Genomic DNA, 26,309 nt, shown 5'->3' on the forward strand with positions numbered 1-26,309 from the left:
CAATCCGATGTTCCTCTCGCCGATGGCATTTCCGTCTAACCTTGGGCGGCGGTATCGGTGCCGCCCTCGGCCGACGCCTCGCCGTCACCTGCCTCTTCGCCGACTTCCTCGCCAGCTTCTTCAGCCGCCGCCGGCTGCAGGTCTTCGGCCTTGATCCAACCGGCGAGCACGCGCGCCGACATGATCATCTCCTCGGCCTCCTTGCGGCCGATCTCGAAGCCTTCCAGCACGCCCTTGTGGCGCACCGGCTCGGCATCCTTTTCCTTTTTGCGCTCGGTCCAGCCGACGAGATCGTCAGTAGCGCAGTCGGCGAGATCCTCCAGCGTCTTCACGCCGTTCTCGCCCATCGCCACCATCATCGCGGTGGTGACGCCCTGAACTTTGGCAATCTCGTCCGCCACGCCGAGCTCGCGGCGCTTCGCGTCGCGATCGGCTTCCTGCTTCTCGAGATATTCGCGCGCACGCGTCTGGATCTCGTTCGCCGTGTGCTCATCGAAGCCCTCGATGTGGGCAATCTCCGACAGGTCGACAAAGGCGACTTCCTCGATCGAGGCGAAGCCTTCGGTGACTAGCAGCTGGGCGATGACCTCGTCGACGTCGAGAGCCTCCATGAGCATGTTGGAGCGCTCGGAGAACTCTTTCTGGCGGCGCTCGGACTCTTCCTGCTCGGTCAGGATGTCGATGTCCCAGCCGGTGAGCTGCGAGGCGAGGCGCACGTTCTGGCCGCGGCGGCCGATGGCCAGCGATAGCTGGCTCTCAGGCACGACGACCTCGATGCGGTTGGAATCCTCGTCGAGCACGACCTTGGTAACCTCGGCCGGCGCGAGTGCGTTGACGATGAAGCTCGCCGCATCCGGGTTCCACTGGATGATGTCGACCTTCTCGCCTTGCAGCTCGTTGACGACGGCCTGCACGCGGCTGCCGCGCATGCCGACGCAGGCGCCGACGGGATCAATCGAGGAATCCTTGGAAATAACGGCGATCTTGGCGCGGCTGCCGGGGTCACGGGCGACCGACTTGATCTCGACGACGCCGTCGTAGATCTCCGGCACTTCCTGCGCGAAGAGCTTCGACATGAACTCCGGCCGGGCGCGCGACAGGAAGATCTGCGGGCCGCGCGGCTCGCGGGAAACATTGTAGATGTAGGCGCGGATGCGATCGCCATAGCGCACGTTCTCGCGCGGGATCATCTCGTCGCGGCGGATGATGCCCTCGGCGCGGCCCAGGTCGACGATGACGTTGCCGTACTCGACACGCTTCACTGTGCCGTTGACGATCTCGCCGATGCGATCCTTGTACTCGCTATAGTGGCGCTCGCGCTCGGCCTCCCGCACCTTTTGCACGATGACCTGCTTGGCGTTCTGCGCGGCGACGCGGCCGAAATCCAAGGGCGGCAGCGGCTCGGCGATGAGGTCGCCAATCTTGGCGTCCTCGTTGCGGCGCTGCGCGTCTTCCAGCGTGATCTGCGTCGAATCGTTCTCGACGCTCTCGACCACTGCCAGCACGCGTGACAGGCGCGCCTCACCGGTCTTCGGGTCGATCTCGCAGCGGATGTCGTTTTCGGCTCCGTAGCGCGACTTCGCCGCCTTCTGGATCGCGTCCTCCATCGCCTCGATGACGATCTTGCGGTCGATCGCCTTCTCGCGCGCGACCGCCTCGGCGATCTGCAGGAGTTCCAATCTGTTTGCGCTGACGCCGGCCATTGCCATGGTACTTAGTCCTCCTCGCTGTCCGTCTCAGGAGCCTCGGCCCCGTCGGACAATTCATTGCTGTTCTTTCCGCGGCGCAGGGCCTCGCGGATCAATTCGTCGGTCAGCACCAGGCGCGCCTCGCCGACCAGTGCCATTGGAATACCGATGATGTTGCGTCCGGCTTCGCCGAGATCGACTTCGATGCGAACCTCGCCGTCCGCGAAGCCCTCGAGCATCCCCCGGAAACGCTTGCGGCCGTCGATCGGCTGCTTCACTTCGATTTTCGCCTCGTAGCCGGACCAGACCTCGAAGTCCGACGGGCGCACGAGCGGCCGGTCGATCCCCGGAGACGAAACCTCCAGGTGGTAGCTGCCGGCGATCGGATCGTGCACGTCCAAGAGCGGTGAAATCTCCTTCGAGATGGCTTCGCAGTCGGCAATCGTCAGAGTGCCGTCGGGGCGCTCGGCCATGATCTGCAGTGTCTTGCCCTCGCGTCCCGACACGGCGACGCGCACAAGGCGGAAACCGCTGCCGCTGAGAGCCGGCTCGATGAGCTCGGCAACCCGCGCGGCTGCGCCACTTTCCACGATGAAACGGTCGCCCAAGGCGCCGTCGTCGCCTGCGTGCATCTTAGAAGTGTTTCCGGCCAGTTTTGCCCGATCGGCTACGCCAATACAAAAAGAGCGGACCGCGAGGGCCCACTCCTGATAGTTGAGATGATCATGAGCAGCAGAATATTACGGGATCGTGACTAGGGTTTCAAGGGGGGATGGGTCCGGCTCAGGGGCGGTCCGTCCGCGCAAATCGTAAATAATAGCGCCGCCGGCCTTCGCGCTCGGCCTTCGCCTCATAGCGGGTGGGGGGCCAATCGGGCCCGCGCTCGCGCCAATCCTGCGGTCCAGCCGCCTGCCAGGCGAACGCCGCATGGCCACGAAACGCCAGCAAGATCGTACGCAGGTAGTCCCCGATGTCGGTGGCAATCCGGAGCTCCGCACCGGGCCGCATGACGCGTGCCAGCTCATCCAGGAGAGGGGGGTTGATCAGCCGCCGCTTCACGTGCCGTTTCTTCGGCCAGGGATCTGGGAACAGGATGAACGCCCGGGTGAGCGAGGCGGGCGGCAGCCAGCGCAACACGGCGCGCGCGTCCTCGCTGCTCACCCTCACATTGGCAAGCTGGCCCTCGTCGATCGCCGACAGCACCTTGACGACGCCGTCCGCGAACACCTCGCAGCCGATGATGCCGACGTCCGGGTTGGCGCGCGCCTGCCACACGAGATGCTCGCCGCCGCCGAAGCCGATCTCCAGCCACGTTTGCGCCGGCGCGGACGGAAATAGCGCCGCGAGGGCGGGCGGCGGCGGATCGGTGAGGGCCAGAGACAGCTTGGGCAGCACGTCGTCGAGCAAATGCTGCTGACGCGCGCTCAGCTTGCGGCCGCGGCGGCGTCCGAACGATCGCAACTCATGGGATGGCTCGGGCTGACGCTCGCCACCGGCCTCAGGCAGCGGCCTTCTTGATCGCATCGGCAAGGTCGGTTTTCTCCCAGGAGAAACCGCCGTCCGCATCGGGCGCGCGCCCGAAGTGGCCGTAGGCTGAGGTGCGCGCATAGATCGGCTTGTTGAGGTTCAAGTGCGTGCGGATCCCGCGCGGCGACAAATCCATCGCTTCGCCCAGCACCCTCTCGAGCGTCGCCTCGTCGACTTTGCCGGTGCCGTGCGTGTCGACGTAGATCGACAGCGGCTTGGCGACGCCGATGGCGTAGGAGAGCTGGATGGTGCAGCGGTCCGCGAGACCGGCCGCGACAACGTTCTTGGCGAGGTAGCGCGCCGCATAAGCGGCCGAGCGGTCGACCTTCGTCGGGTCCTTGCCTGAAAACGCGCCGCCGCCGTGCGGAGCCGCGCCGCCATATGTGTCGACGATGATCTTGCGGCCCGTGAGGCCCGTGTCACCGTCTGGGCCGCCGATGAAGAACTTGCCCGTCGGGTTGATGTGCCAGATCGTCTCCTTGCCGATCCAGCCGTCGGGCAGCGTCTTGCGGACGTACGGCTCGATGATGTCGCGCACCTGCTTCGACGACAGGTCCTCGACGATGTGCTGGTGCGAAACGACGATCTGCGTGACGCCGACCGGCTTGCCATCCTCGTATCGAACGGTGACCTGGCTCTTGGAATCCGGGCCGAGCTGGGCGGCGTCGCCGACCTTGTCCTTACGCGCCCGCGCCAAATTCTGAAGGATCTTGTGGCTGTAGTAGATGGGCGCCGGCATCAGCTCGGGCGTATCGCTGCAGGCATAACCGAACATGATGCCCTGGTCGCCTGCGCCTTCTTCCTTGTTGGTCGGCTGCTTGGCGTCGACACCGGCGGCGATATCCGCCGACTGACCGTGCAGGAGCACCTCGATGTTGCAGTTGGCCCAGTGGAAGCCATCTTGCTCATAGCCGATGTCCTTGATGGCCTTGCGGGCCACGTCCTGGATCATGGCTACGGTCACGGTCTTGGGGGTGTTCGAATACTCGCCCGCAATCACGACGCGCTGCGTCGTCGCCATTGTCTCGCAGGCGGCGCGGATCGCCCACGGATCGAGACCGGCGGCTAGACTTTCGCGGTAGAAGGTGTCGACCACCTCGTCGGAGATGCGATCGCACACCTTGTCCGGATGGCCCTCGGAGACGGACTCACTCGTGAACAAGTAGGATTTGCGTGCCACTCGAGGCCCCCGTGAGCTTCAGATCGCGAAAAACGCCGGGGTTGTCTCAAGCTTTGCCTATTGGGTCAAGGACGGTCTAGGCGCGGAGCGGACAACGGGGGTTCACCGGCTGCTGCGGCGCGTTGGCACGCTGGGATCGCCGGCCAACGCAGCCCTATTCGGTAACCGTATCGCCAGCAAAAGCACGCACGAGATCGACGATCGAGCGCCGTACCCGCGGATCGGTGATGCGGGCGAATGCCTTGTTGAGCTCCAGGCCTTCGCGGCTGCCGAGGAACTCGACCGCGTAGCTCTCGGCCGGACGCTCGGCGAAGCCGCCCGCCGCGGTGCCCGCGACCGCCAGCTCCTCGTAGAAGAACTGCACCGGCACGCCGAGGACCTGCGAAAGGTCAAACAGGCGGCTGGCGCCGATTCTGTTGATGCCTTTCTCGTACTTCTGGATCTGCTGGAAGGTGAGGCCGAGATGCTCACCCAGTTTTTCTTGGCTCATACCGAGCAGCATGCGGCGCAGCCGCACACGGGCGCCGACGTGTACATCGACGGGGTTTGCGCGGCGCGAGCTGCTGCTGCGCTCTTCGGTCTCTGACTCTTCCAGACCGCGATCTCTCGACATCCTTGTTACCTTAATCCCGCCGCTGATTTTGCACGTTTTGATTGCGGGTTTTTCCCCCACTCTCGCGGAGTTCTTGGAGGTCCCTACCCTCAGAGTGCTGCTTTATGACGGCTGACCTCGGCAAGAACAACAACCAAATTGTCTCTAATCGGTCCGGCGGTTGTAGAGCATAAACACTACACCCAGGAAGATCAGGAGTAGACCTACAAAAGTACAATCCCCCAGCTTAGCGTAAACGGGCGCCGCTATAGACGAAGGTACTCCACTGTCCAGATTGCCGCGGGCGTTAAGTGTGAGCATTGCGACAACTCGACCAGTGCCGTCGACAATTGCGGAAACGCCGTTATTTGCCGACCGAATAATCGGAAGTCCTTCTTCAACGGCACGAACTCGAGTTTGGTGGAAATGCTGCCAGGGTCCGGTCGTGTCGCCGAACCAGCCATCGTTGGTGACATTGATCAGAAGCCCGGGACGCTGTCCGCCCTGGACAATAGCGGCAGGGAAAACCGCCTCGTAGCAGATCAGCCCCAGCGCCGGGGGTAGTCCGGGGATCTTGAGCAAGGGCCGGGGCGTGGCGCCGATCGAGAACCCACCGCGCCAGCGGGTGAGCTGCTCCAGCCCAATACTCTCGAGCAGGCCCTGCATCGGCAGATACTCGCCGAAGGGGACGAGATGGATCTTGTCGTAGATTTGCTCGAGGTTGCCCTTGTCGCCGAAGACCATAAGGCTGTTGTAGCCCTCGCGAACTAGGTCCGGCTCGGGTGCTGGCCTGTGCTTCAACCGCAGCGCACCCGACAGGAGCTGCGTGCCGTCGGGTAGCAATTCGCCGATAGCCGCCAGCGCCTCGGGCTGCTCCAGCGGCAGGAACGGCATGGCGGCTTCCGGCCAGATGAGATGGGTGACGCCGGCCAGATTATCGACCCGGCCCGCGGGATCGCGGCGCGACAGCGAGAGCTGGTCCTCAAAGATCTGCCGCTGCAGCTCGGGACGCCACTTGTCGCGCTGCGGCACGCTCGCCTGGACGATGCGCACGCGCACGCCTTCCAGCATCGGGGCGTTGTTCTCCGCCAGGCGCCAGGTGCCGAGCGTATAGAGGGTGACCAACGGAACGACGGCGAGGAGACCGGCGCGCAGAACGCGCCTGCTAGGCGCGCCCTGGCCCACATCGGCCAGGATGACGAACGGGCCGGCGAAGATGGCGACGCAAAGCAACGTCAGTCCGTAGATGCCGAACACGGATGCGGACTGCATCAGCGGCAGCGGCCACGTCAGGGCGTAGCCGAGCACGCTCCAAGGGAAGCCGGTGAGCACGTGCCCGCGCAGCCACTCGGCAATCCCGAGGGTCACGGCGAGCACCAACGCGCGCCCCATACCCGGTACCCACGCAAGCCGCGCGGCGCCGGCGGCAAGCGCCGTGAACAGGGCAAGCCCCGCCGGCAGCAGCAGGACCGCGAAGGGCATCAGCCAGGCAAACTTGTCGGCTTCGACGAGAAAGGCCTCGCCGATCCAGAACAGACCGAGCAGGAAATAGCCGAAGCCGAACCACCACCCGGCACTGGCGGCCCGCAGGAAGAGCCCGCGGCGCGACGGACCCGCGGCAGCCGCGCCATCTATCAGCCAGACGAGTACGGGCAGCGTGACGAACAATACCGGCGACAGGAAGAACGGCGCCATCGCGGCGGCCGACACGCCGCCGGCCAGGAAGGCGACGCCCGCGCGCCGCCAACCGCGAAGCTGGGTGATCGTAACGGAGAGGCGTTCGACTGCATCTGCGAAACGCGTCGCGAAGGCTGAACCGGTTCGCCCTCGCTCCGCGGATGCCGCAGCCAGCGTCACGCTTTGCTCGCGCCGGCGGCCGACGGCTCCAGGGCGCGCGGCTGATGGATCTTCACCTTCTTGAGACGGCGCGCATCGGCATCGAGCACCTCGAGCTCCAGACCGCTCGGGTGGCGCACGAGCTCACCGCGGACCGGAACGCGGCCCAACAGCGAGAACATCAATCCGCCGAGCGTGTCGATGTCCTCTTCCTCTTCGGGCTTCAACAGCTTGATGCCGAGATGCTCTTCGAGCTGCTTGATGGGCGTGCGCGCCGAGGCGACGAGACCGACTTTCGGCTCGGTGACGATGTAAGCCGCCTCCGCCACGTCGTGCTCGTCCTCGATGTCGCCGACGATCTGCTCGACGAGATCCTCGATGGTGACGAGGCCGTCGGTGCCGCCGTACTCGTCGACGACCAGCGCCATGTGGATGCGCGTCGTCTGCATGCGAATGAGGAGGTTCGTCACCGGCATGGAGGGTGGCACGTAGAGCACGGGCCGGCGAATCTTCGCCGAGGTGATCGGACGGGAAAGATCGATGCGGCCAAACTCGAGGTGCGAAGGCAGCGGGGCCGCTGGCTTGCCGCTGCTCTCGATGTCGCCATCCTCAGGGCCGCCCGGAGCAACGGCGATGCGTGTGTTGACCGTGTCGTCGCCGGCCTCGCGCGTCAGCCAGCGGAACAGATCCTTCACGTGGATCATACCGCGCGGGTCGTCGAGGGTTTCGCTGAACAGCGGAATGCGCGAGACGCCGGCTTCGCCGAAGGTGCGCAGCAGCTCGCCGAGCGTGTCGCTCTCCTCCAGGGCGATGATGTCGGCACGCGGAACCATGATGTCGTCGACCCGCAGTCCACCGAAGCGCAGAAGCCGGCGCAGCATCTCTCGCTCTTCGGTCGAGAATGCGGCCTCTTCCGCCTCTGCCTCGCCGCGCAGATCCGCCTCGAGCATTTCGCGCAAGCTCGGTGAGCGCAGGCCAATGCGGCTCAGGAGTGCATTGAGAAGGCTCTGCGTCCCGGTGGCGAGCGGCTCTCCGCCTGCGGGAGCGCTGGTCTCGGTCGGTTCCTTGGGTACGTGTGCGTTGCTCATATTTCTTGCTGGATGTTTAGGGGGACTAGGAATTCTCGACTAGCTCGCCCGCCGCTGCATACGGATCGGGGATGCCGAGGCGCGCGAGGATGCGTATTTCCAGGCTTTCCATGACCTGCGCCTCTTCGCCAGTTTCATGGTCGTAGCCGAGCAAATGCAAAATTCCGTGCACGGCCAAATGTTGCATGTGATGCTCGACCGGCAGCTTGAGCTCGGCGGCCTCGCGCCGCATCGTTTCCAGCGCCAGCACGATATCGCCTAAAAACCTAGGCTCGCCGTCGACCGGCAGCATGGGCACGGCGGGGAACGAAAGGACATTTGTCGGTGCGGGCTTGCCGCGGTAGCTGCCGTTAAGCTCTGCCACCTGCGCGTCACTCGACAGCGCGACGCAGACCTCGCCCTCGATCGGCGCAAGCTCGGCCGCCAGCGCCGCGGCAGCCTCGCGCACGAGCGCATCGGCGCCGGCGACCGCAGCCCAGTCGCCGTCCTCGTGCACGACATCGATGTCGAGACTTATCGGAGGATCGGCGTCGGCTTGCGCGTCATCCGTGCCATTGGCAGGCGGCGCGTTCGTTACTGGAGCGACGGGGGACATGGCAGGAAGCTTACTTCTGCCGGTCGTAAGCTTCAACGATGCGCGCGACGAGGTCGCGGCGGACCACGTCGGAGCCCGTAAACCGGATCGCCTCGATACCATTAACGCCGTTGAGCAACGAAATCGCCTCCTCGAGACCGGACTTCATGCCATTCGGCAAATCGATCTGGCTCGGATCGCCCGTGACCACCATCTTCGAGCCCTCGCCCAGACGGGTGAGGAACATCTTCATCTGCATGCTGGTGGTGTTCTGCGCCTCGTCGAGAATGACGCAGGCGTTGGCCAGCGTGCGCCCGCGCATGAAGGCGAGCGGCGCGATCTCGATGACGCCGGTCTCGAGGTCACGCTCGACCTTCTCGGGCGGCAGGACGTCGTAGAGGGCGTCGTAGAGAGGACGAAGGTACGGGTCGACTTTCTCGCGCATGTCGCCGGGAAGGAAACCCAACCGCTCGCCGGCTTCGACGGCCGGGCGCGAAAGAATGATGCGCTCGACCATGCCACGTTCCAGACAATGCGCGGCATAGGCGACGGCGATGTAGGTCTTGCCGGTGCCGGCAGGGCCGACGCCGAACACCAGATCGGATTTTTCCAGCGCGCGAATGTAGGCGCTCTGCATTGGCGTGCGCGCCTTGACCACGCGGCGGCGGGTCGCGACTTGCGCCTGACCGTCCCCGGGAACGGACGCCTCGCGTGCGTGGCGGATGAGCCCGTCGAAATCGCCGGCGCCAATCGGCTCGCCGGCGGATGCCCGCTTATAGAGCTGCTCCAGCACGGAGCGGGCGATGTCGGTCGCCCCCTCCGGCCCGGTCAGCGTGACGACATTGCCGTGGGCATGAGCCTCGATGCCGAGGCGATCCTCGATGAGGGCCAGGTTGGCGTCGTATTCCCCGAGGAGACGGGTGAGATGACGGTTGTCCTCGAAGGGCACTACGAGGCGCTTGTTTGCGACCTGCGACTTGGGCGATCGCCCCGGTCCTGCGACCGGATTCCCGCGAAATGCTGCCAATCGGCGCTCCAGACGTTGGCTTCGAATCGTCACTTCCGACGATCAACTTAGCACATGCATTCGCCGCGGCTGCACACCGGGGCGGGATAACTCAGGCTAGGGGTTACCGGATGTTCACTCCGGCCGTATGACACCGGCCAGACTATTGGGCCCAAACGAAGAAATTTCAACCGGCACGAGCCGGCCGAGCATATTTGCGGGCGCTTCGGCATGCACGGACTGCAGATAAGGTGAGCGTCCGATGAGCTGCCCGGGGCGGCGGCCCTGCTTTTCGAACAGTACGGGCAGCGTGCGCCCGACGCAGCGCGCCGCGAATTCCTTCTGCTGGCGCTCGATCTGGCGTTGCAGGCGCGCGAGCCGTTCCGACTTCACGTCCTCCGCTATCTGGTCGCCGAGCTTTTCGGCCGGCGTTCCCGGACGCGGGCTGTATTTGAATGAGTAGGCGGCGGCGAAGCCGACCTCGGCGAACACGGCGAGCGTCTCTTCGAACTCTTCGTCAGTCTCGCCCGGGAAGCCGACGATGATGTCGGTCGACAGCGTCAAGTCGGGCTGCGCGGCGCGAATGCGGCTGACAAGGTCGACGTACTCGCGCGCCGTGTGCTTGCGGTTCATGGCGGCGAGGATGCGATCGGCGCCCGACTGGAACGGCAGATGCAGGTACGGCATCAGCTTCTTCTCGCCGGCGTGCGCGGCGATCAGGTCGTCGCTCATGTCGCGGGGATGGCTGGTCGTGTAGCGCAGGCGTTCCAGGCCATCGATCTGCGCGAGATGGCGGATGAGGTCGGCGAGCGAATAGGTGCGCCCGTCCGGCCCAACGCCGTGATAGCCGTTGACGTTCTGCCCAAGCAGTGTCAGCTCGCGCACGCCGCTCGCCACCAGAGAGCGCGCTTCGCGCTCGACGTCGGCGACGGCGCGCGAATATTCCATGCCGCGCGTGTACGGCACGACGCAAAACGTACAGAACTTGTCGCAGCCTTCCTGCACCGTGAGGAACGCGGTCACGCTGCGCGACGGTGCGCGGGCGGGAAGCTGCGCGAACTTTTCCTCCTCGGAGAACTCCGTCTCGACCAGCGGGCGGTTCTCCGCCCGCGTCCGTGCGATCAGCTCCGGCAGGCGATGATAGCTCTGCGGCCCGACCACGAGATCGACGGCCGGCGCGCGGCGCAAGATCTCGCTGCCCTCGGCTTGCGCGACACAGCCGACGACCGCGACGACGGTGTCGCTACCGGCTTCGGCACGCGCGTCCTTCACCTGGCGGATACGGCCGAGATCCGAATAGACCTTGTCCGCCGCCTTCTCGCGGATGTGGCAGGTGTTGAGAATGACGAGGTCGGCGTCCTCCAGCGCATCCGTGCCGGCGTAGCCCTGGGCCGACAGCGCTTCCGTCATGCGCTCGGAATCATAAACGTTCATCTGGCAGCCGAATGTACGCACGTAGACCTTGCGCGCCCTGGATGCGCCCGCGCCAGCGTGCGCGGCAACAGCCACGTCCTGGTCAGAAGTCGCGTCCGTCGTCAGCCGATCGTCCATGCCTTCGTGCATCCGCTGCCTGATCCGGCTAAGCAGCCCGAGGGCTGCGGCCTTGTCCAGTCCCTACAGTGGCCTATCCGTTACGTCCATTTCTGCCCCCGCTCCGCCGCCCGGGGGCGCACGCGGACGGGGGACGGCACGGGATCGGGCGCCGTTACGACAATGGCCGTACCCGGCGGCCTCGCCCGCAGGATGCGCACCACGTTCTCGCGCACCTGTGCTTCCGAATGCCGCGCCAGCGCCTTGCGGTCGGCGAAGCTCGCCAGCGGCACTGGATCGCCGACCTTGATGACCACGTCGAGGGGGCCAGACTTGAGCAGCGCCCAGGCGTGGCCGCGCATCTCCATGTCGCCGTACCACGCGACCGCTGGGCGCCCCGATCGTCCGAGCGGCAAACCGTGCAGGCGCGTGTAGACGACCGACAGTGTCTGCACCACCGCGTCGGGGGCCGCGTTCGCCTCCCCCGTCGCCGGCCTGGCGGCGGCGAACAGCGAGGTCATGAACGGCAGCACCCGGTTGCCGTCGCTCGACGTCCCTTCCGCGAAAAGGACGATCGCGTCGCCCTGCCCGAGACGCTCGCCGATCTCGCCCGTCGTCTGCCCGACGGCGGTGCGCCGGTTACGGTCGACAAAAACGGTGCGCTGCAGCCGTGCCAGCGAGGCGACGAACGGCCAGGAACCAACCTCCTTCTTGGCGACGAACGATACCGGCGCGACGGCCGACAGCACCGGGATGTCGAGCCACGTCGTGTGATTGGCGACGAGCAGCACGGGGCGATCGCGCATAACCGCGCCCTCGATGTGCAGGCGGATGCCGAGTAGCCGGCACACTTGGCGGTGGTACCAATGCGGGAAGTTGCGCGCGCCCTTGATGCTGGTTCGCACCAGCAGCGCCTGCACCGGCATCAACGGCACGGTCAGGGCGAAAAAGCCGGCGAGGACCGCGCCGCCGCGAATCGCACCCATTCTCGATTGCCGCGCGCCGCTCACGCCTTTTTCACCGGCTTAACGCGCAGGCCGTAGAGCTCGAGCCGGTGGCCGACGAGCTTGAAGCCCAGCTCGCGCGCGATCCTGTCCTGAAGTGCCTCTATGGCCTCGTTGCGGAACTCGATGACGCGGCCGGTCTCGACATCGATCAGGTGGTCGTGATGTCCGCGCGCGGCGTCCTCGTAGCGGCCGCGCTTGTGGCCGAAGTCGTGCCGCTCGAGGATGCCCTTCTCGGCGAACAGCTTCAGCGTGCGGTAGACGGTGGAGAGTGAGATGCCGCGATCGATCTCGTTAGCGCGCTGGTAGACCTCCTCGACGTCGGGGTGGTCCTTGGCGCTCGACAGAACGCGGGCGATGACACGGCGCTGTCCGGTCATGCGCAGCCCCTGCTCGGCGCACAGGAGCTCGATACGGCTCTGGTTGGAACTTGCAGATTCTGCCATGCGGCGGCTGTCGCTCCGCTCTCGCTCGGTGCTTGGCTTTATAGGAAAGCGGTCGCGGCCCGTCCACCGCTGGCATCGGCCTCGACACGCAGGCGGCAGCTAGAGGCCGAGCGCCAGAATGACGGCATCGGCCTTTTCACTGCCGGCGCGCTGGTAGTACCCGTTGCGCGTCCCGGCCTTCTTGAACCCGAGGCTCTTATAAAGGGCGACCGCCGCCGTATTGTCGGTGGCGACCTCGAGGAACAGACGCTTCACTTCGGCGCGGCGGGCGGCGCGCACGAGACCCTCGACCATCTGCCGGCCGACGCCGCGGCGCTGCCATTCCGGCGCGACGCCGATGGAGAGGATCTCCGCCTCGTCGGCGGCAATGCGGCCGATGATGAAGCCGGCGAGCGAGCGGGGGTCACGCACCTGCGCGATGAATGACGCGGATGCGGGATGCTCGATCGACTCCGTGATGCTAGAGGCATCCCACGCCGGATCGAACAACTGAGCGTGCAGGGCAGCGATCTCCTCGGCGCGATCAGGGCTCGCCCACAGCAGGCTCAGATTCTTCGGATTGAGCGGGGTATCGGCCGGGCACATGGCTCAAACTCTCGCGATCGCCTTGTCCTGCGGCTTGGCATCCGGAGGCCGCAGATAGAAGGGGGCTAGGGGCGCGTCCGACGCTTCGAGTCCCGCGGCAATGCTGGCCAGTGCTACCGCATCCGGCAGCAGATCGGGAAGCGCCGCGCGCGCGGCGCGGCCGTGGCGCACGGCGGCTTCCGCCACCGCGGCCGCACCTGACCCGACAAACACGATCGCTCCGCGACCGCCGAGCCGCGCCGCGTCATCGATCGGCAGGAGCAGCGGCTCGGAGTAGGCGTTTCGGCCGCCGCGCCCACTGAACAGCTGTGCATAGACCTCGCCACGGCGCGCATCCGTCACGACTGCCAGCATCTCGGCATCGATTGTTCGGCCCGCGACTTCGGCCATCACGGCGAGGCTGGACACACCCACGGTCGGCGCGCTTGTCGCCAGTGCCAGGCTGCGCGCGGCGGCGATGCCGATGCGCGTGCCGGTGAAAGTGCCAGGTCCGACCGTCACCGCGATGCGGTCGAGGTCACCGAAGGCGACGCGCGCCTCCTCCATCGTTTCGCCGATCATGGGAATGAGACGCTCGGCGTGACCGGTCTCGAAGCGCTCCATGCGGCTGCTCAGCGCGACAACTGAATTGTCGCGCAGTTCGGCAACGCAAACCGAGCAGCCGTCAAAACACGTATCGAAGGCCAGGATCTTCATGGCCGAACCCTATACGCAGGGCCCGGCACTTTCACCATACGAAAATGAAGCGCGGGAGCGCTCAGATGATCTCGGCGATTTCCGCGAAGTCGAAACGCGGCAGCCGCTGCTTGACGGCCGATGGGTCGCCGTAGCCGAGGTTGCAGAGGAAATTCGATCTGATGCTCGTGCCGGCGAAGAAGGACTTGTCCACTCCGGCATTGTCGAAGCCCGACATCGGGCCGCAGTCCAGCCCGAGAAGCCGCGCAGCGACAATGAGGTAGGCGCCCTGCAGGGTGCCGTTGCGAAACGCGGTCTCGTGGATCTTCTCCGGCTTGCGGGCGTAGGAGCTTTTCATGTCCTTGTGCGGAAAGAGCCGCGGCAGGTGCTCGTAGAACTCCAGGTCGTAGCCGATGATGGCGCAGACCGGCGCCTGCATCGTCTTGGCACGATTGCCGTCGCTCAGCAGCGGCGCGAGTTTCTCTTTCGCCTCCTTCGACTTCACGAAGACAAACCGGGCAGGCAGGCAATTGGCGCTCGTCGGTCCCATCTTCACGATGTCGATGAGCCTCTGCAGCACGTCGTCGGGACATCGCCGGGAAGCCACGCATTCTGGGTGCGCGCGTCGAGAAAGGCGCGGCGAAGCGCTTCATCGTTGGCTAGCTGCATGTCGCCCTCATCGCTATCGATACGTCGAAAATGAAAAACCCCACCGAGTCGGCGGGGTTTCCTTTGATCTGGGCTTCAGCCGGCGTCAAACGGCCTGGACCTGCTGAACCTCGGGGCAGAAATGCCGTAGCAGGTTCTCGATGCCGTGGCGAAGCGTGGCGGTCGAGCTGGGGCAGCCCGAGCAGGCGCCGCGCATGCGCAAATAGACGACACCGTCGCGGAAGCCCGAGAAGGTGATGTCGCCGCCGTCCTGCGCCACCGCCGGACGCACGCGTGTCTCCAGCAGTTCTTTGATCGTCGCCACGACGGCCTCGTCCTTGGGATCGAAGGAGCCCGTCTCGTCGTCGTTGGCAGTCTCGGCGACGACCGGCGAGCCCGACATGAAATGTTCCATGATCGCGCCGAGGATCATCGGCTTCAGGTGCTGCCATTCCTCTTCGCCCTTGGTCACCGAGATGAAGTCGGAGCCGAGGAAGACGCCGCGCACACCCTTGATGTCGAATAGGCGCGAGGCGAGCGGGGAGGCCAGCGCGTCGCTCTTGTCGGTGAAGTCGGCGGTGCCCTCGGACAAGACCGACTTGCCGGGAATGAACTTCAGCGTCGCCGGATTGGGGGTCGCTTCGGTCTGGATGAACATCGGCTGGCCTTTCAGCATTTCGTCGCCGGGGGGCCGGCGGAGTGATCTCTACTTTAGAACCACTCTAAGATAGGCGATAGGGGCTGGGATTTCGAGTGCCTTGGCAGCCTTTTACGCCATGGTGCGGACGTCCTCCAGACCCAGTGTCCCGGGCACAATGGTTATGGGGATCGGGAAGCTGCCCATCGAGGCCCCGGTAGCCAGGGTCGATACGAGCGGCCCAGGACCCGCCGCGTCCGCCGAGGCGCCCAGCACGAGGACGGCAATGTCCTCGTCCTCGTCGATCAACTTGCGGATTTCCTCGCCCTTGGCGCCCTCGCGGACGATCTCCTCGCAGGCGACGTTCTCGTAGCCGGCCACGTTCAGCTTGCGGCGCATGAGGCGGAACAGCGCTTTCGCCTTGGCCGTCTCCTCCTCGATCTGCTGCTGGCGCACGTTAATCCAGTGCTGAAACTCCTGCGGGACGATGACGTAGAGCATGACGAGCGTGCCCGCCGAGCGCTGCATGCGGCTCGCGGCGTAGTAGAGCGCACTTTCCATTTCCGGGCTCTCATCGATGACGATGAGGAACTTGCGGAAATGGTCGGCCTCGAAGGATCGGCGCTTCTTCGTCGTCATGAGCATATGCTGCCACGCCACCCGGGCGCTAACAACTCCGCCAGCATCAGGAGCGCACGAAACCGACGACGTCCTTCACCTCGGCATAGATCGGCCCGGCAATCGCCCTGGCGCGCTTGGAGCCGTCGGCGAGAATGCGATCGATCTCGGCCGGGTCGTTCATGAGGCGAATGATTTCGGCGCGGATCGGCCCGAGCCGCGCAACTGCGACCTCGGTCAGCGCGCGCTTCAGACCCGTGTAGATGCTCGGTCCCTCCGTGGCGGTCGAGATCAGCAGGTCCAAAGCCGCCTGCTTGGAGATACCGGCCAGCGCCGCGTAAATACCGACGAGGTTGTCGATTTCCGGGCGTGCCCCCAGCTCCTCGAGGCCGCTCGGCGGCGCAGGCTCCATGTCGGTCTTGGCGCGCTTGATCTTGTCGGCGATGGCGTCGGCGTCGTCCATCAGGTTGATGCGCGACATGTCGGAAGGCTCCGACTTCGACATCTTCTTGGTGCCGTCGCGCAGGCTCATGACGCGCGTCGCCGGACCGGTGATCACCGGATCGGGCGGCGGGAAGAAGATGCCGTCCGCGTAGCCCTTCTCGACGATGCCGTCGCGGAAGTCGTTGTTGAACTTCTGGGCGATGTCGCGGGCCAGCTCGAGGTGCTGCTTCTGGTCTTCGCCGACCGGCACGTGCGTGGCGCGGTAGGCGAGAATGTCGGCGGCCATCAGGTTCGGATAGGCATAGAGACCGACGGACGCGTTCTCGCGATCCTTGCCGGCCTTCTCCTTGAACTGCGTCATGCGGTTGAGCCAGCCGAGGCGGGCGACGCAGTTGAACACCCAGGCGAGCTCGGCGTGCTCGGGCACCTGGCTCTGGTTGAAGAGGATGCTCTTCTTGGGGTCGAGGCCGGACGCGATGTAGGCGGCCGTGACCTGCCGGATCGCGTTCTTGAGCTCCTTGGGGTCCTGCCAAACGGTGATCGCGTGCAGGTCGACGACGCAATAGATGCACTCGTGCGTCTTCTGCATCTCGATCCAGTTGACCATGGCGCCGAGGTAATTGCCGAGGTGCAGGCTGCCGGTCGGCTGCATGCCGGAGAACACGCGCTCTTTGAATGCCATGGTGGACCCTTGCTTCGATAGGCGCGGGTTTATGGCGCGCCCTTGTCGGACGCGCAAGGCGGACCGAATGGCTGGGAGTATTCCTCGGCCGCGAAGCGGCGGGGGCCCAAGGGGCTTAGCGGCTTAGGCGCGGCCATCAGCTCGATCAACGGTGGCCGCACTGAAAGCTTCTCTCTCCTCGTGTCACCAGTCAGAGTGCTCAGGTGGGGCCGGGCGGCGGAGTGCGGCGGGTCAGGAAGCGCTTGAGCTGCTTCCCATCGAGCGCCCCGGTGGCGAATACGGCGACCGCGTAGGCGAGGAAGCCGGCGCCCACGAGAACCGTCAGCGCGAGCGCGCGCTCCAGCTCCGGTGTCGGCGGCTCGAACTTCGAGCCGAGAAAGTCCGCGATGAGCCACAGGACGGCGCCCATGATGGCACTCGCCAAAAGGATGCGCGGCAAGTTCCGCTTCAGGCGGGTGTCGGCGACGAAGTGGCCATTCTTGGCCAGCGTTGCATAGAGCAGGCCGGCGTTGAGGTAGCCGCCGAGCGTGGTCGCCACGGCGATGCCGAGATGCGGCATCCACCCATAGGACCGGAACAGGAAGAAGAGCGCGATCGAGCCGATCGTGTTCGCCGTCAGGCTGATGGTGGCGTAGACCATCGGCGTGCGGGTGTCCTCGCGCGCGAAGTACGCCGGCGAGAACACTTTGATGAGCACGAAGCTCGGCAAGCCGATGGCGAAGATGCCGAGCGCCCAGGCGGTGGCCGGCGTGTCGGTCGCCGTGAAGGCGCCGCGCTCGAACAGGGCGGCGACGATCGGCGTCGGCACCACGGCGAGCGCCACGGCGGCCGGCAGCGTCAACAGGGCGGCGAACTCGAGCGAGCGGTTCTGGCTGTCCATCACCGCTTCGTGGTTCTCCGCGCGCAGGTGGCGGGCTACATCGGGGAGCAACACGACGCCGATGGCGATGCCGACAATGGCGAGCGGCAGCTCGTACAGCCGGTCCGCATAGTAGAGATAGGAGACGGCGCCATTCTGCATCGAGGCGATGACGGTGCCGATGACGATGTTGATCTGTGTCACGCCGCCGGCGATCACGCCGGGGATGCCGAGGCGGATCAGCCGGCGCATGCCTTCGGACATCCGCGGCCACCGCAGCTTCAGCCAGATGTTGTTGCGGCGCAGGCCGTCCATCAGCAGCGCGAGCTGCAGGATGCCGGCGACGAATACGCCCCACGCCTGGATGACGCCGGCCATCGGCTCGTTCTGGTAGCCGAGCGCCATGCCGATGAGCGTGGCGATCATCATCACGCCGTTGAGCACGATGGAGACGGACGAGCTCTCGACGAACTTGCCGAACGAGTTCAGCACGCCCGACATCAGTGCCACCAGCGACATGCACAGCAGGTACGGCATGGTGATGCGCGTCAGGAGCACGGCGAGATCGAACTTCTCCGGGTTCGCGCTGAAGCCCGGAGCCAGGCCGTACATGAGGAACGGCATGGTGATTTCGGCGATGATGGTGAGGATGAGGAGGATAAAGACGAGACCCGCCATCGCCTCCTCGGCGAACTGACGGGCAACCTCGCGCCCTTCGCCCTCTAGGCGCTTGGCAAACAGCGGCACAAACGCCGCATTGAATGCGCCTTCCCCGAACAAGCGCCTGAACAGATTGGGAAATCGAAACGCGACGAAAAACGCATCCGCCACCGCGCCGGAACCGAGGATGGCCGCGATGAGAATATCGCGCAAGAATCCGAACACGCGGCTCAGCAAGGTGAGGCCGCCGACGGTCGCGAATGAGCGGTAGAGCTTCATGGGCGCTGAGCGGTAGCGGAGCCTTGGCCGGAGAGCAAGCGGCCAGATGCAGCACGCCCCTTGTCGCCGCATAGGGCGTCGTTGACATCGGCAAGGTGAGCGCCGACAAGTTTTTCAAAGGACAGGTGGAGGACCAGCCCATGTTCCCGCTCGGCGATGACGATTCCACGCGGCGCTCAACGCCGTTCGTCACCTACGCGCTCATCGCCATCAACGTCGTCGTCTTCCTCCTCGAGCTGCAGAACGGTGATGAATTCATCCGGCAATGGTCGTTTGTGCCGGCACGCTTCGCGGCCGATCCCGCTGGCAACCTAGTGACCATTTTTACTGCCATGTTCATGCACGGCAGTTGGATGCACCTCGGCGGCAACATGCTCTATCTGTGGATCTTCGGCGACAACGTCGAGGACAACTTCGGACACGCCAAGTATCTGTTCTTCTACCTGCTCGCCGGCATCGCCGCGACTTTCGCGCAGTATCTGATCATGCCGGATGCCAACATTCCGAACCTCGGCGCATCGGGCGCGATTGCGGGTGTACTTGGCGCCTACCTGCTGATGTTCCCGCAGGGACGCGTGAACGTGCTGATGCGGGGCGGGGTGGTCGCGGTCCCGGCAATCATCGTCCTCGGCCTCTGGTTTGCCCTGCAGTTGTTCTCGAGCGTCGGCTCGATAGCCGACACGAGCGGCACGGAGGGCGGCGGCGTCGCGTTCATGGCGCACGTCGGCGGCTTCGTAGCCGGGTTCCTTATGGCCTTCCTGTTCCGCAGCGGCGGCGGCACTAATCCTCGCATTTCCGCTTAGCCGGAAACCACGTCTATAGGCGGCCATGCGATCGCCTTGAACGGCGCGCTGAGTTGCCCGAGAATGCCCTACCTGCCACGGCCGGGGGGCCTAGAGCTCGGGACGAATTGCTATGCTGCGCCTTGCCGGAACCCTGATCCTTCTCCTGCTGATGCTGTTCAGCGCGACCGTCTATCTGTTGGACATCGATCCCCGGAACCTCCAGCCATCAAAGCCGGCGGGGACCACCAAGCAAGAGGATGCAAAGGCGCCTGGCGAGTCGCCGAAGGGCGAGATCGAGGCCATGCAGGATGCCCTCGCTCCGGCCAAGCCCGGCGATGGCCAAGCGCCGGCATTCGACATCGCCCGCATCGATCCCAACGGCACGTCGGTGTTCGCGGGACGCGCCGAACCCAAGTCCTTCGTCACCATCACCGCCGACGGCAAGGAGATCGGCACGGCGGAGGCGGACGAGAACGGCGAATGGACGTTCACCACCGAAGCGAAGATTCCCAATCCGGACGCGAAGCTCGCGCTCTTCAAGGCGCCCCACGGCGCCAGGGTAGCGGAGGTGGCGCCGCCTGCTGCACGCACCGAATCCGCGGCACCGGGCACTCCAGGGAAGCCCCAGTCGGCCGGAACCGTTACCTCGAAATTGATCCAGAACCTCGAGGGCATGGTCGCCGATGCGCGCAAAGAGGACGGCAAGCAGGTGGCGACAGCGACGCCTCCCCCGGCGGCGTCGGGGGCACCCGTGCCGGAGCCGGCGCTGCCTTCGGCCGCCCCGGCGACGGCGCCTGCCACGCCTGCAAACCCCGCTGCACCGGCAGCACGCGGCGACGTACCGACGTCGCTGCCGCCCCGCGTCGAGACCGTGACCGTCCCGGTCCCGGTGACATTCGTCTTCAATGAGGCGACGCTCACCGGCGACGGCGAACGGGCAGCACGCCTCCTGCTCGAGTATCTCCAGCTGAAGCGCTTCCCCAAGGTGAAGCTCACCGGCCATGCCGACGAGCGCGGCACGGACGCCCTGAACCTCGCCCTGTCGGCGCAGCGGCTGCAGACGGTCGCCCGCTTCCTGCGCGACGGCGGCTTCAAGGGACAGCTCGACCTAGTACCGAAGGGCAAAGCCGAACCGTATTTAGGCGTCGTGCGGGCCGACTTCAGCCAGGAAGACCTTTGGCAGCTCGACCGGCGCGTCGAGCTCATGGTCTCGCGCTAGGAGGGCTACGCCGGCGGCGCCGTCTTCTCCAACTTGTCCTCGAGCACGGCGACAATGCGCTTGCGGATCGCCTCCTGCCGCGGCTCGCTGTCGATCTTCTTGCCGGTCAAGTCGGTGACATAGAACACGTCAACGGCCTTCTCGCCGAAGGTCGTGATGTGGGCCGAAGTGATGTCGAGCAGCAGGTTGGACAGCGTGCTGGTCAGCTCGTAGAGCAGGCCGGGCCGGTCGCGTCCCGCCACCTCGATGACGGTGAACTGGTCGGACAGCGCGTTGTTGATGATCACGTCCGGCTCGACCGTGAAAGCCATGACGCGGCGTGGCGGGGGGCCACGCTCGGCCAGTAGCGTATCGAGCCACGCATCGCCGCGCAGCAGGCGCCCGATCAGTTCGCCGATGCGCTTGCCGCGCCGCAGCTCGTCCTCGTCGTCCTTGAAAGCACGGTTGAGCAGGAAGGTGTCGAGCGCGTAGCCGTCGCGCGTCGTCATGATGTGGGCGCCGGCGATGTTGGCGCCCGTCGCAGCACAGGCACCGGCGAACAAAGCCAGCAGGCGCGGGTGGTTCGGCGCCACGACCGTCAGCTCGGTGATGGCGGTGAATGCATCCGTGCGCGTATCGGTGGCAACGTGCAGTCCATCGCGCTCCGCGCGGCGCAACAGCTTGGCGTGCTCGACCCGTCGCTCGGCGTCGGTGCGCAGCCAGTAGTCGGGATAGTGCCGGTCGACATAGCTGTCGATGTCGGCCGGCTTCCAGTCGGCAAGATCGAGGCGCAGCTGGTCCTGCGCCGCCGCCGTGCGCTGACTGCGCTTCACCTGCGTGTGGCCGCCGGCGACCAGCGGCTCGGTCTCGTAGTACAGCGTGCGCAGGAGCTGGCCCTTCCAACCGTTCCACACTCCGGGACCGACAGCGCGAATGTCGGCGACGGTGAGCAGCAGCAGCAGCTTCAGCCGCTCCGGGCTCTGCACGACGTCGGCGAAATCACGGATGGTCTTGGCATCGGACAGATCGCGGCTCTGGGCAATGTTGCTCATCGTCAAATGCTGCTCGATGAGCCAGACCGTCGTCTCCGTCTCGGCCGGCGTCAACCCTAGGCGCGGGCACAGCTCACGCGCGACGCGGGCACCGACGATCGAATGGTCCTCGGTTTGGCCCTTGCCGATGTCGTGCAGGAACGCGGCGACGTAGAGAGCGCGCCGGTTCCTGATGGTGCTGATGATCTCGGTCGACAGCGGCAGCTCGTTGCTCGCCCCGCCGCGCTCGATATCGGTGAGCATGCCGACGGTGCGCACCAGATGCTCGTCGACCGTGTAGCTGTGGTACATGTTGAACTGCGTCATGCCGACGACGCGCCCAAACTCGGGCACGAAGCGGCCGAGCACGCCCGCCTCGTTCATCCGCCGCAGCGACATTTCCGGATTGGTGTCGCCGGTGAGCAGCTCGACGAAGATGCGGTTGGCCTCCGGATTGTTGCGCAGGTCGTCGTCGATCAGCCGCTTCGACTGGCGCAACAGGCGGATCGCGTCCGGATGCAGGAACGAGTTGGAAAGATGCGCTTCGGCGAAGAAGCGGATGAGGTTCACCGGATCGCGCTTGAACACGTCCTGGTCGGCGACATTCAGCCGGTCGTTGTCGATGCGGAATTCCGTGCGCGTGCGCAGCTGCCGTCGCTGCTTCCAGCTGAGCGGCCGGAAATATCGGCTGATCCCCGGCGACGCCTTGAGCTGCTGCATCTCCAGCGCCGAGCATAGGATCGTCGTCAGATCGCCGACGTCCTTGGCGATGAGGAAGTAGTGCTTCATGAAGCGCTCGACGGCGAGCAGGCCGCCGCGGTCGTTGTAGCCGAGCTGGGCGGCGAGCCAGGGCTGCAGGTCGAACGTCAGCACCTCTTCCGCGCGACCGCTGGCGAAATGCAGAAAGCAGCGAATGGTCCAGAGGAAATCCTCGCACCGGCGGAACGTCGCCACCTCCTCCGAACGGAAGATACCGGCCGCCACCGTCGCCGCGCCGACGCCCTGCCCGTAGAGGTACTTGGACAGCCAATGCAGCGTGTGCAGGTCGCGCAAGCCGCCCTTGCCGTCCTTGACGTTGGGCTCGACCTTGTAGCGGCTCTCGCCCGTCACGCGGTGCCGGGCATCGTGCTCGGCCATCTTCGCGTCGATGAAGGCACGCGCCGTACCGGCGACGACGTGGGTATGGAAGCGCTCCTCGAACTCGCCGTAGAGCTGCCCGTCACCGTGGATGAGGCGCGCGTCGAGGAGCGCAGTGCGCACCGTCACGTCCGTGCTCATCTTGACGCACTGATCGACGGTGCGCGTCGCGTGTCCGACTTTGAAGCCCAGATCCCAGAGGATGTAGAGCATGTATTCGGCGACGCTCTCGCCCCACGCCGTCTTCTTGTAAGGAAGCAGGAACAACAGGTCGATGTCGGAGCCCGGCGCCAGCAGGCCACGGCCGTAGCCGCCGGTGGCGACGATGGCCATGCGCTCGGCGTCGGACGGATTGGTCGCACGGTAGATGTGCGCGACGGTGTAGTCGAAAAGGACACGCGTCAGCTCGTCCTGGAAGTGCGACAGCCCGGCGGCGCAACGGCGACCGCTGTGGTCGGTCTGCAGCCCCAGGCGCGCCGCGGCGCGCGCCTCGGCGACGAGCACCTTGAGGCGCTCGACCATCGCCGGCCGCGCCTTGGCGGCGTCGTCGCCATTGGCACGGAAATTCGCCGTCAGCTCGGCGCGGAGCGCGCGCGAGTCGAAGTAAGGCGCGGTGTGTTGGATCGCTTTATCCATGCTGCACGTAGATGCGATGTCTCCAACAATTTAGCCGCGGCTGGCCAATTGCCAAACCGGCTTATGCGCCGCCCTGACGCAGCGCCTTCAGCCGATAGATGGCGTCGAGCGCGGCGCGCGGGGTGAGCTCGTCAGGCTTCAACTCGTCGACCGCGTTCTCGATCGGCGAGGGGCCGGCGGGTTCGGCGGGTCCGGGCCGGCTTACCGCAAATAGCGGCAGCTCGTCGAGGCCGCCGTTGCGGGCGTTCTTGCGGCTTTCGGTCTTCTCGAGCAGGGCGAGCACCTCGCGCGCCCGCCCGACGACCTCGGCCGGCAGGCCGGCAAGCTTGGCGACCTGGATGCCGTACGAGCGGTCGGCAGCGCCGGTCTTGACCTTGTGCAGGAAGACGATCTCGTCCTGCCATTCGCGCACGTCCATCGTCACGTTGGCGACGCCGCCCAGACGCCGGGCCAGCGCCGTCAGCTCGTGATAGTGGGTGGCGAACAGCGCTCGCGCCTTGAGAACGTCGTGCAGGAACTCGACCGTCGCCCAGGCAATGGACAGACCGTCGAAGGTTGCGGTGCCGCGCCCGATCTCGTCGAGGATGATGAGCGAGCGGTCGCTCGCCTGGTTGAGGATGGCAGCTGTCTCGACCATCTCCACCATGAAGGTCGAGCGTCCGCGCGCCAGGTCGTCCGAGGCGCCGACGCGGCTGAACAGGCGATCAAGGGCGCCGATCGTCGCCGCCCGCGCCGGAACGTAGGAGCCGACCTGGGCGAGGACGGCAATGAGCGCGTTCTGACGCAGGAAAGTCGACTTGCCTGCCATGTTAGGCCCGGTGACGAGCCAGATGCGATTGTCGGCGATCTCGTCGTCCGAGCCGGCACCGCCAGCGGCTCCTAACGCGCAATCGTTCTCGATGAAGGCGCCGGCTCTCGCCGCTTTCAGCGCCTGCTCGACCACCGGATGCCGACCGCCGCGTATGTCGAACGCCTGGCTGTCGTCCACCATCGGACGCGCGTATCCCTCGACCCGCGCCAGTTCCGCAAGAGACGCCGTCGCGTCGAGATCAGCCAGGGCGGCGGCGACCCGCCCCAACGCACCAGCCTCGCGCTCGATGGCGCTCGCCAATTCGGCGAAGATCTCCTGCTCCAGGCTCAATGCCCGCTCAGTCGCCGAGGCGATGCGCCCTTCGATGTCGATCAGCTCGGCGGTCGAGAAGCGCACCGCGTTGGCCATCGTCTGGCGATGGCGGAATTCGTCCGCCAGCGGCGGCTCGAGCAGCGGCTTGGCATTGACCTGCGTCACCTCGATGTAGAAGCCGAGAATATTGTTGTGGCGCACCTTCAGCGACTTGACCCCGGTGCGCTCGACGTACTTGGCCTCTAGCCCGGCCATGAACCCGCGGCCGTCCTCCTTCAGGCGCCGCGCCTCGTCCAGCTCACTGCGATATCCCTCCCGCACGAAGCCGCCATCGCGTTTCAGGTGCGGAGGATCATCGACGATCGCTGCCGCCAGGTCGGCGCGTAGCTTTCCACTCGCCGAGGCAAGCTCCCCGGCGATGCGTCCGAGCTCCAGCGGCAACCCCATTCCGGCCCCTTCACCGGCGAGCAGCGCTGCACCGCGTTCTGCTGTGGAGAGCCCCTCGCGCACCGCCGCCAGATCGCGCGGCGAGCCGCGGCCAAAGCCGAGACGGGAGATGGCGCGGGCGATGTCGGGCGCCGATTTGAGCGACGCGCGCAAGTCGCTGCGCAAATTCTCCTGGTCGACCAGAAAGCCTACAGCGTCGAGGCGCTCATTGATGCGGCCCACGTCGCGCAGCGGGCTCGACAGCCGGGCCGCCAATTCGCGCGCGCCGGCACCGGTGACGGTTCGATCGATTGCGGCGAGCAGGCTGCCTTGCTTGTCCCCGGCGACCGAGCGCACCAGCTCGAGGCTGGCCCGGCTCGCCGCGTCGATGAGGAGGATGGCGTTGGAGCCGGAGCGCTTCGGCGGCCTGATCGCCGGCATGCGCCCCAGCTGCGTCAGCTCCACATACTTGATCAGCGCGCCGAGGGCCGCGAGCTCTGGCCGCGTGAAACTGCCGAAGCCGCCAAGCTCGGCCACCTTCAATTGCTTCTTGAGCGCGGCTTCGCCCGCCAGGCTGTCGAAATAGGCGCCGGGAACCGGGGTGGTCGAGGCGCCGACGCGCGTCACGCAACCGCGCAGCTCCGCATCGGCGAGCATCATGTCCGAGGCGATCACCTCGCTCGGCGCCAACCGCGCCAGCTCGCCCGAGAGATCGGCGCCCGTGACCTCGCCGACCTCCACCTCGCCGGTAGAAATGTCGATCGAGGCGAGCGCGAGTGGAGCCTCCGCCTGCCCGCCGGCGCGGAACAGCGCCGTGAGATAGTTGCGCGCCTTGGCGTCGAGCAGCGTGTCCTCGGTGAGCGTGCCGGGCGTGACGACGCGCACGACGTCGCGCTTGACGACGGCCTTGGCGCCACGCTTGCGCGCCTCAGCCGGGTCTTCGAGCTGCTCGGCGACGGCGACCCGGTGCCCGGCCTTGATCAGGCGGTGCAGATATTCGTCGGCGCGATGGATGGGCACGCCGCACATCGGGATGTCCTGGCCGAGATGCTTGCCGCGCTTGGTCAGCACGATGCCGAGCGTGGCCGAGGCGGCGACCGCGTCTTCAAAGAACAGCTCGTAGAAGTCGCCCATCCGGTACCAGAGGAGGCAGTCGGGGTTTGCCGCCTTGATCTCCAGAAACTGGGCCATCGACGGAGTCGCGTCGGCCGCAGGGGACGGCGCCGGCGGAGGCTCGGCAGATGACGCCGCCTCCGCGCACGGCTTCTCGGCCGCCGCAACCTCCGGCGCGTCCTCAAGCGGCTCCACCAGCTTGCGTCGTGTCTGTTTGCCCGCCATCGGCGGCTTCCCCCGCTGCAAACGTCCGCCCTGAGCGGCCCGCCACGATAGCGACCCTCCCCCACGGGTCAAACGCA

General features: G+C 66.0%; 22 protein-coding genes and 1 pseudogene. 2 read left to right on the forward strand and 21 right to left on the reverse strand.

Going from position 1 to position 26,309, the window contains the following annotated elements:
* Positions 1-35: 35 nt before the first annotated feature.
* From nusA to murJ, 19 genes and pseudogenes are all read right to left on the reverse strand, one after another.
* Positions 36-1,709, reverse strand: coding sequence for a transcription termination factor NusA (gene nusA, locus GIW81_RS09720; RefSeq protein WP_154739010.1), 1,674 nt, complete (start codon positions 1,707-1,709; stop codon positions 36-38).
* 5 nt (positions 1,710-1,714) lie between these two features.
* Positions 1,715-2,320 (reverse strand): ribosome maturation factor RimP, encoded by a 606-nt coding sequence (gene rimP / locus GIW81_RS09725; RefSeq protein ID WP_154739011.1) that lies wholly within the window; start codon positions 2,318-2,320, stop codon positions 1,715-1,717.
* 151 nt (positions 2,321-2,471) lie between these two features.
* Positions 2,472-3,095, reverse strand: coding sequence for a tRNA (guanosine(46)-N7)-methyltransferase TrmB (trmB, locus tag GIW81_RS09730; protein ID WP_324614954.1), 624 nt, complete (start codon positions 3,093-3,095; stop codon positions 2,472-2,474).
* 91 nt (positions 3,096-3,186) lie between these two features.
* Positions 3,187-4,395, reverse strand: coding sequence for a methionine adenosyltransferase (gene metK / locus GIW81_RS09735; RefSeq protein ID WP_324614955.1), 1,209 nt, complete (start codon positions 4,393-4,395; stop codon positions 3,187-3,189).
* A gap of 154 nt (positions 4,396-4,549) precedes the next feature.
* Positions 4,550-5,008, reverse strand: a complete 459-nt coding sequence (locus GIW81_RS09740; RefSeq protein ID WP_154739622.1) for a helix-turn-helix domain-containing protein — start codon at positions 5,006-5,008, stop codon at positions 4,550-4,552.
* Between the two features lie 144 nt (positions 5,009-5,152).
* Entirely contained in the window at positions 5,153-6,844 is a 1,692-nt protein-coding gene (gene lnt, locus GIW81_RS09745) for an apolipoprotein N-acyltransferase (protein ID WP_324614956.1), read from the reverse strand.
* Positions 6,841-7,911 (reverse strand): hemolysin family protein, encoded by a 1,071-nt coding sequence (locus GIW81_RS09750; protein WP_154739012.1) that lies wholly within the window; start codon positions 7,909-7,911, stop codon positions 6,841-6,843. Before GIW81_RS09750 ends, lnt begins: the two co-directional genes overlap by 4 nt.
* Positions 7,912-7,936: 25 nt before the next feature.
* Entirely contained in the window at positions 7,937-8,506 is a 570-nt protein-coding gene (gene ybeY / locus GIW81_RS09755; RefSeq protein WP_154739013.1) for an rRNA maturation RNase YbeY, read from the reverse strand.
* Positions 8,507-8,516: 10 nt separating this feature from the next.
* Positions 8,517-9,512 (reverse strand): PhoH family protein, encoded by a 996-nt coding sequence (locus GIW81_RS09760; protein WP_154739014.1) that lies wholly within the window; start codon positions 9,510-9,512, stop codon positions 8,517-8,519.
* 114 nt (positions 9,513-9,626) lie between these two features.
* Positions 9,627-11,042: a tRNA (N6-isopentenyl adenosine(37)-C2)-methylthiotransferase MiaB gene (miaB, locus tag GIW81_RS09765; protein ID WP_154739015.1), complete on the reverse strand. Its 1,416-nt coding sequence runs from the start codon at positions 11,040-11,042 to the stop codon at positions 9,627-9,629.
* A gap of 80 nt (positions 11,043-11,122) precedes the next feature.
* Complete coding sequence (locus tag GIW81_RS09770) at positions 11,123-12,007, reverse strand: lysophospholipid acyltransferase family protein (RefSeq protein WP_154739016.1); 885 nt, start codon at positions 12,005-12,007, stop codon at positions 11,123-11,125.
* A 20-nt stretch (positions 12,008-12,027) separates the two neighbouring features.
* Complete coding sequence (locus GIW81_RS09775) at positions 12,028-12,471, reverse strand: Fur family transcriptional regulator (protein WP_154739017.1); 444 nt, start codon at positions 12,469-12,471, stop codon at positions 12,028-12,030.
* 99 nt (positions 12,472-12,570) lie between these two features.
* Entirely contained in the window at positions 12,571-13,056 is a 486-nt protein-coding gene (rimI, locus tag GIW81_RS09780) for a ribosomal protein S18-alanine N-acetyltransferase (RefSeq protein WP_154739018.1), read from the reverse strand.
* A gap of 3 nt (positions 13,057-13,059) precedes the next feature.
* Positions 13,060-13,752, reverse strand: a complete 693-nt coding sequence (tsaB, locus tag GIW81_RS09785; RefSeq protein WP_154739019.1) for a tRNA (adenosine(37)-N6)-threonylcarbamoyltransferase complex dimerization subunit type 1 TsaB — start codon at positions 13,750-13,752, stop codon at positions 13,060-13,062.
* 61 nt (positions 13,753-13,813) lie between these two features.
* Positions 13,814-14,400, reverse strand: a pseudogene (locus GIW81_RS09790) (malonic semialdehyde reductase).
* Positions 14,401-14,485: 85 nt separating this feature from the next.
* Entirely contained in the window at positions 14,486-15,037 is a 552-nt protein-coding gene (locus GIW81_RS09795) for a NifU family protein (RefSeq protein ID WP_154739624.1), read from the reverse strand.
* Between the two features lie 111 nt (positions 15,038-15,148).
* Positions 15,149-15,655, reverse strand: a complete 507-nt coding sequence (locus tag GIW81_RS09800; RefSeq protein ID WP_195930496.1) for a universal stress protein — start codon at positions 15,653-15,655, stop codon at positions 15,149-15,151.
* 46 nt (positions 15,656-15,701) lie between these two features.
* Entirely contained in the window at positions 15,702-16,760 is a 1,059-nt protein-coding gene (gene trpS / locus GIW81_RS09805; protein WP_154739021.1) for a tryptophan--tRNA ligase, read from the reverse strand.
* A 199-nt stretch (positions 16,761-16,959) separates the two neighbouring features.
* Positions 16,960-18,558 carry a murein biosynthesis integral membrane protein MurJ gene (gene murJ / locus GIW81_RS09810; protein WP_154739022.1) on the reverse strand — a complete coding sequence of 533 codons (1,599 nt, stop codon included), beginning with the start codon at positions 18,556-18,558 and terminating at the stop codon, positions 16,960-16,962.
* Between the two features lie 95 nt (positions 18,559-18,653).
* Between murJ and GIW81_RS09815 the strand changes: the two genes are divergently transcribed.
* Both GIW81_RS09815 and GIW81_RS09820 read left to right on the forward strand, forming a co-directional pair.
* Positions 18,654-19,361: a rhomboid family intramembrane serine protease gene (locus GIW81_RS09815; protein ID WP_324614957.1), complete on the forward strand. Its 708-nt coding sequence runs from the start codon at positions 18,654-18,656 to the stop codon at positions 19,359-19,361.
* A gap of 112 nt (positions 19,362-19,473) precedes the next feature.
* Positions 19,474-20,562 (forward strand): OmpA family protein, encoded by a 1,089-nt coding sequence (locus GIW81_RS09820; RefSeq protein WP_154739023.1) that lies wholly within the window; start codon positions 19,474-19,476, stop codon positions 20,560-20,562.
* A gap of 5 nt (positions 20,563-20,567) precedes the next feature.
* On the opposite strand, the gene GIW81_RS09825 is transcribed toward GIW81_RS09820, so the two are convergent.
* A complete protein-coding gene (locus GIW81_RS09825) occupies positions 20,568-23,345 on the reverse strand; it encodes a [protein-PII] uridylyltransferase (RefSeq protein ID WP_154739024.1) in 2,778 nt (925 codons plus the stop codon).
* A gap of 61 nt (positions 23,346-23,406) precedes the next feature.
* Positions 23,407-26,232, reverse strand: a complete 2,826-nt coding sequence (mutS, locus tag GIW81_RS09830; protein WP_154739025.1) for a DNA mismatch repair protein MutS — start codon at positions 26,230-26,232, stop codon at positions 23,407-23,409.
* Positions 26,233-26,309: the final 77 nt, after the last annotated feature.

The organism is Hyphomicrobium album (genome assembly GCF_009708035.1).
In the GTDB taxonomy this organism is placed as follows: domain Bacteria; phylum Pseudomonadota; class Alphaproteobacteria; order Rhizobiales; family Hyphomicrobiaceae; genus Hyphomicrobium_A; species Hyphomicrobium_A album.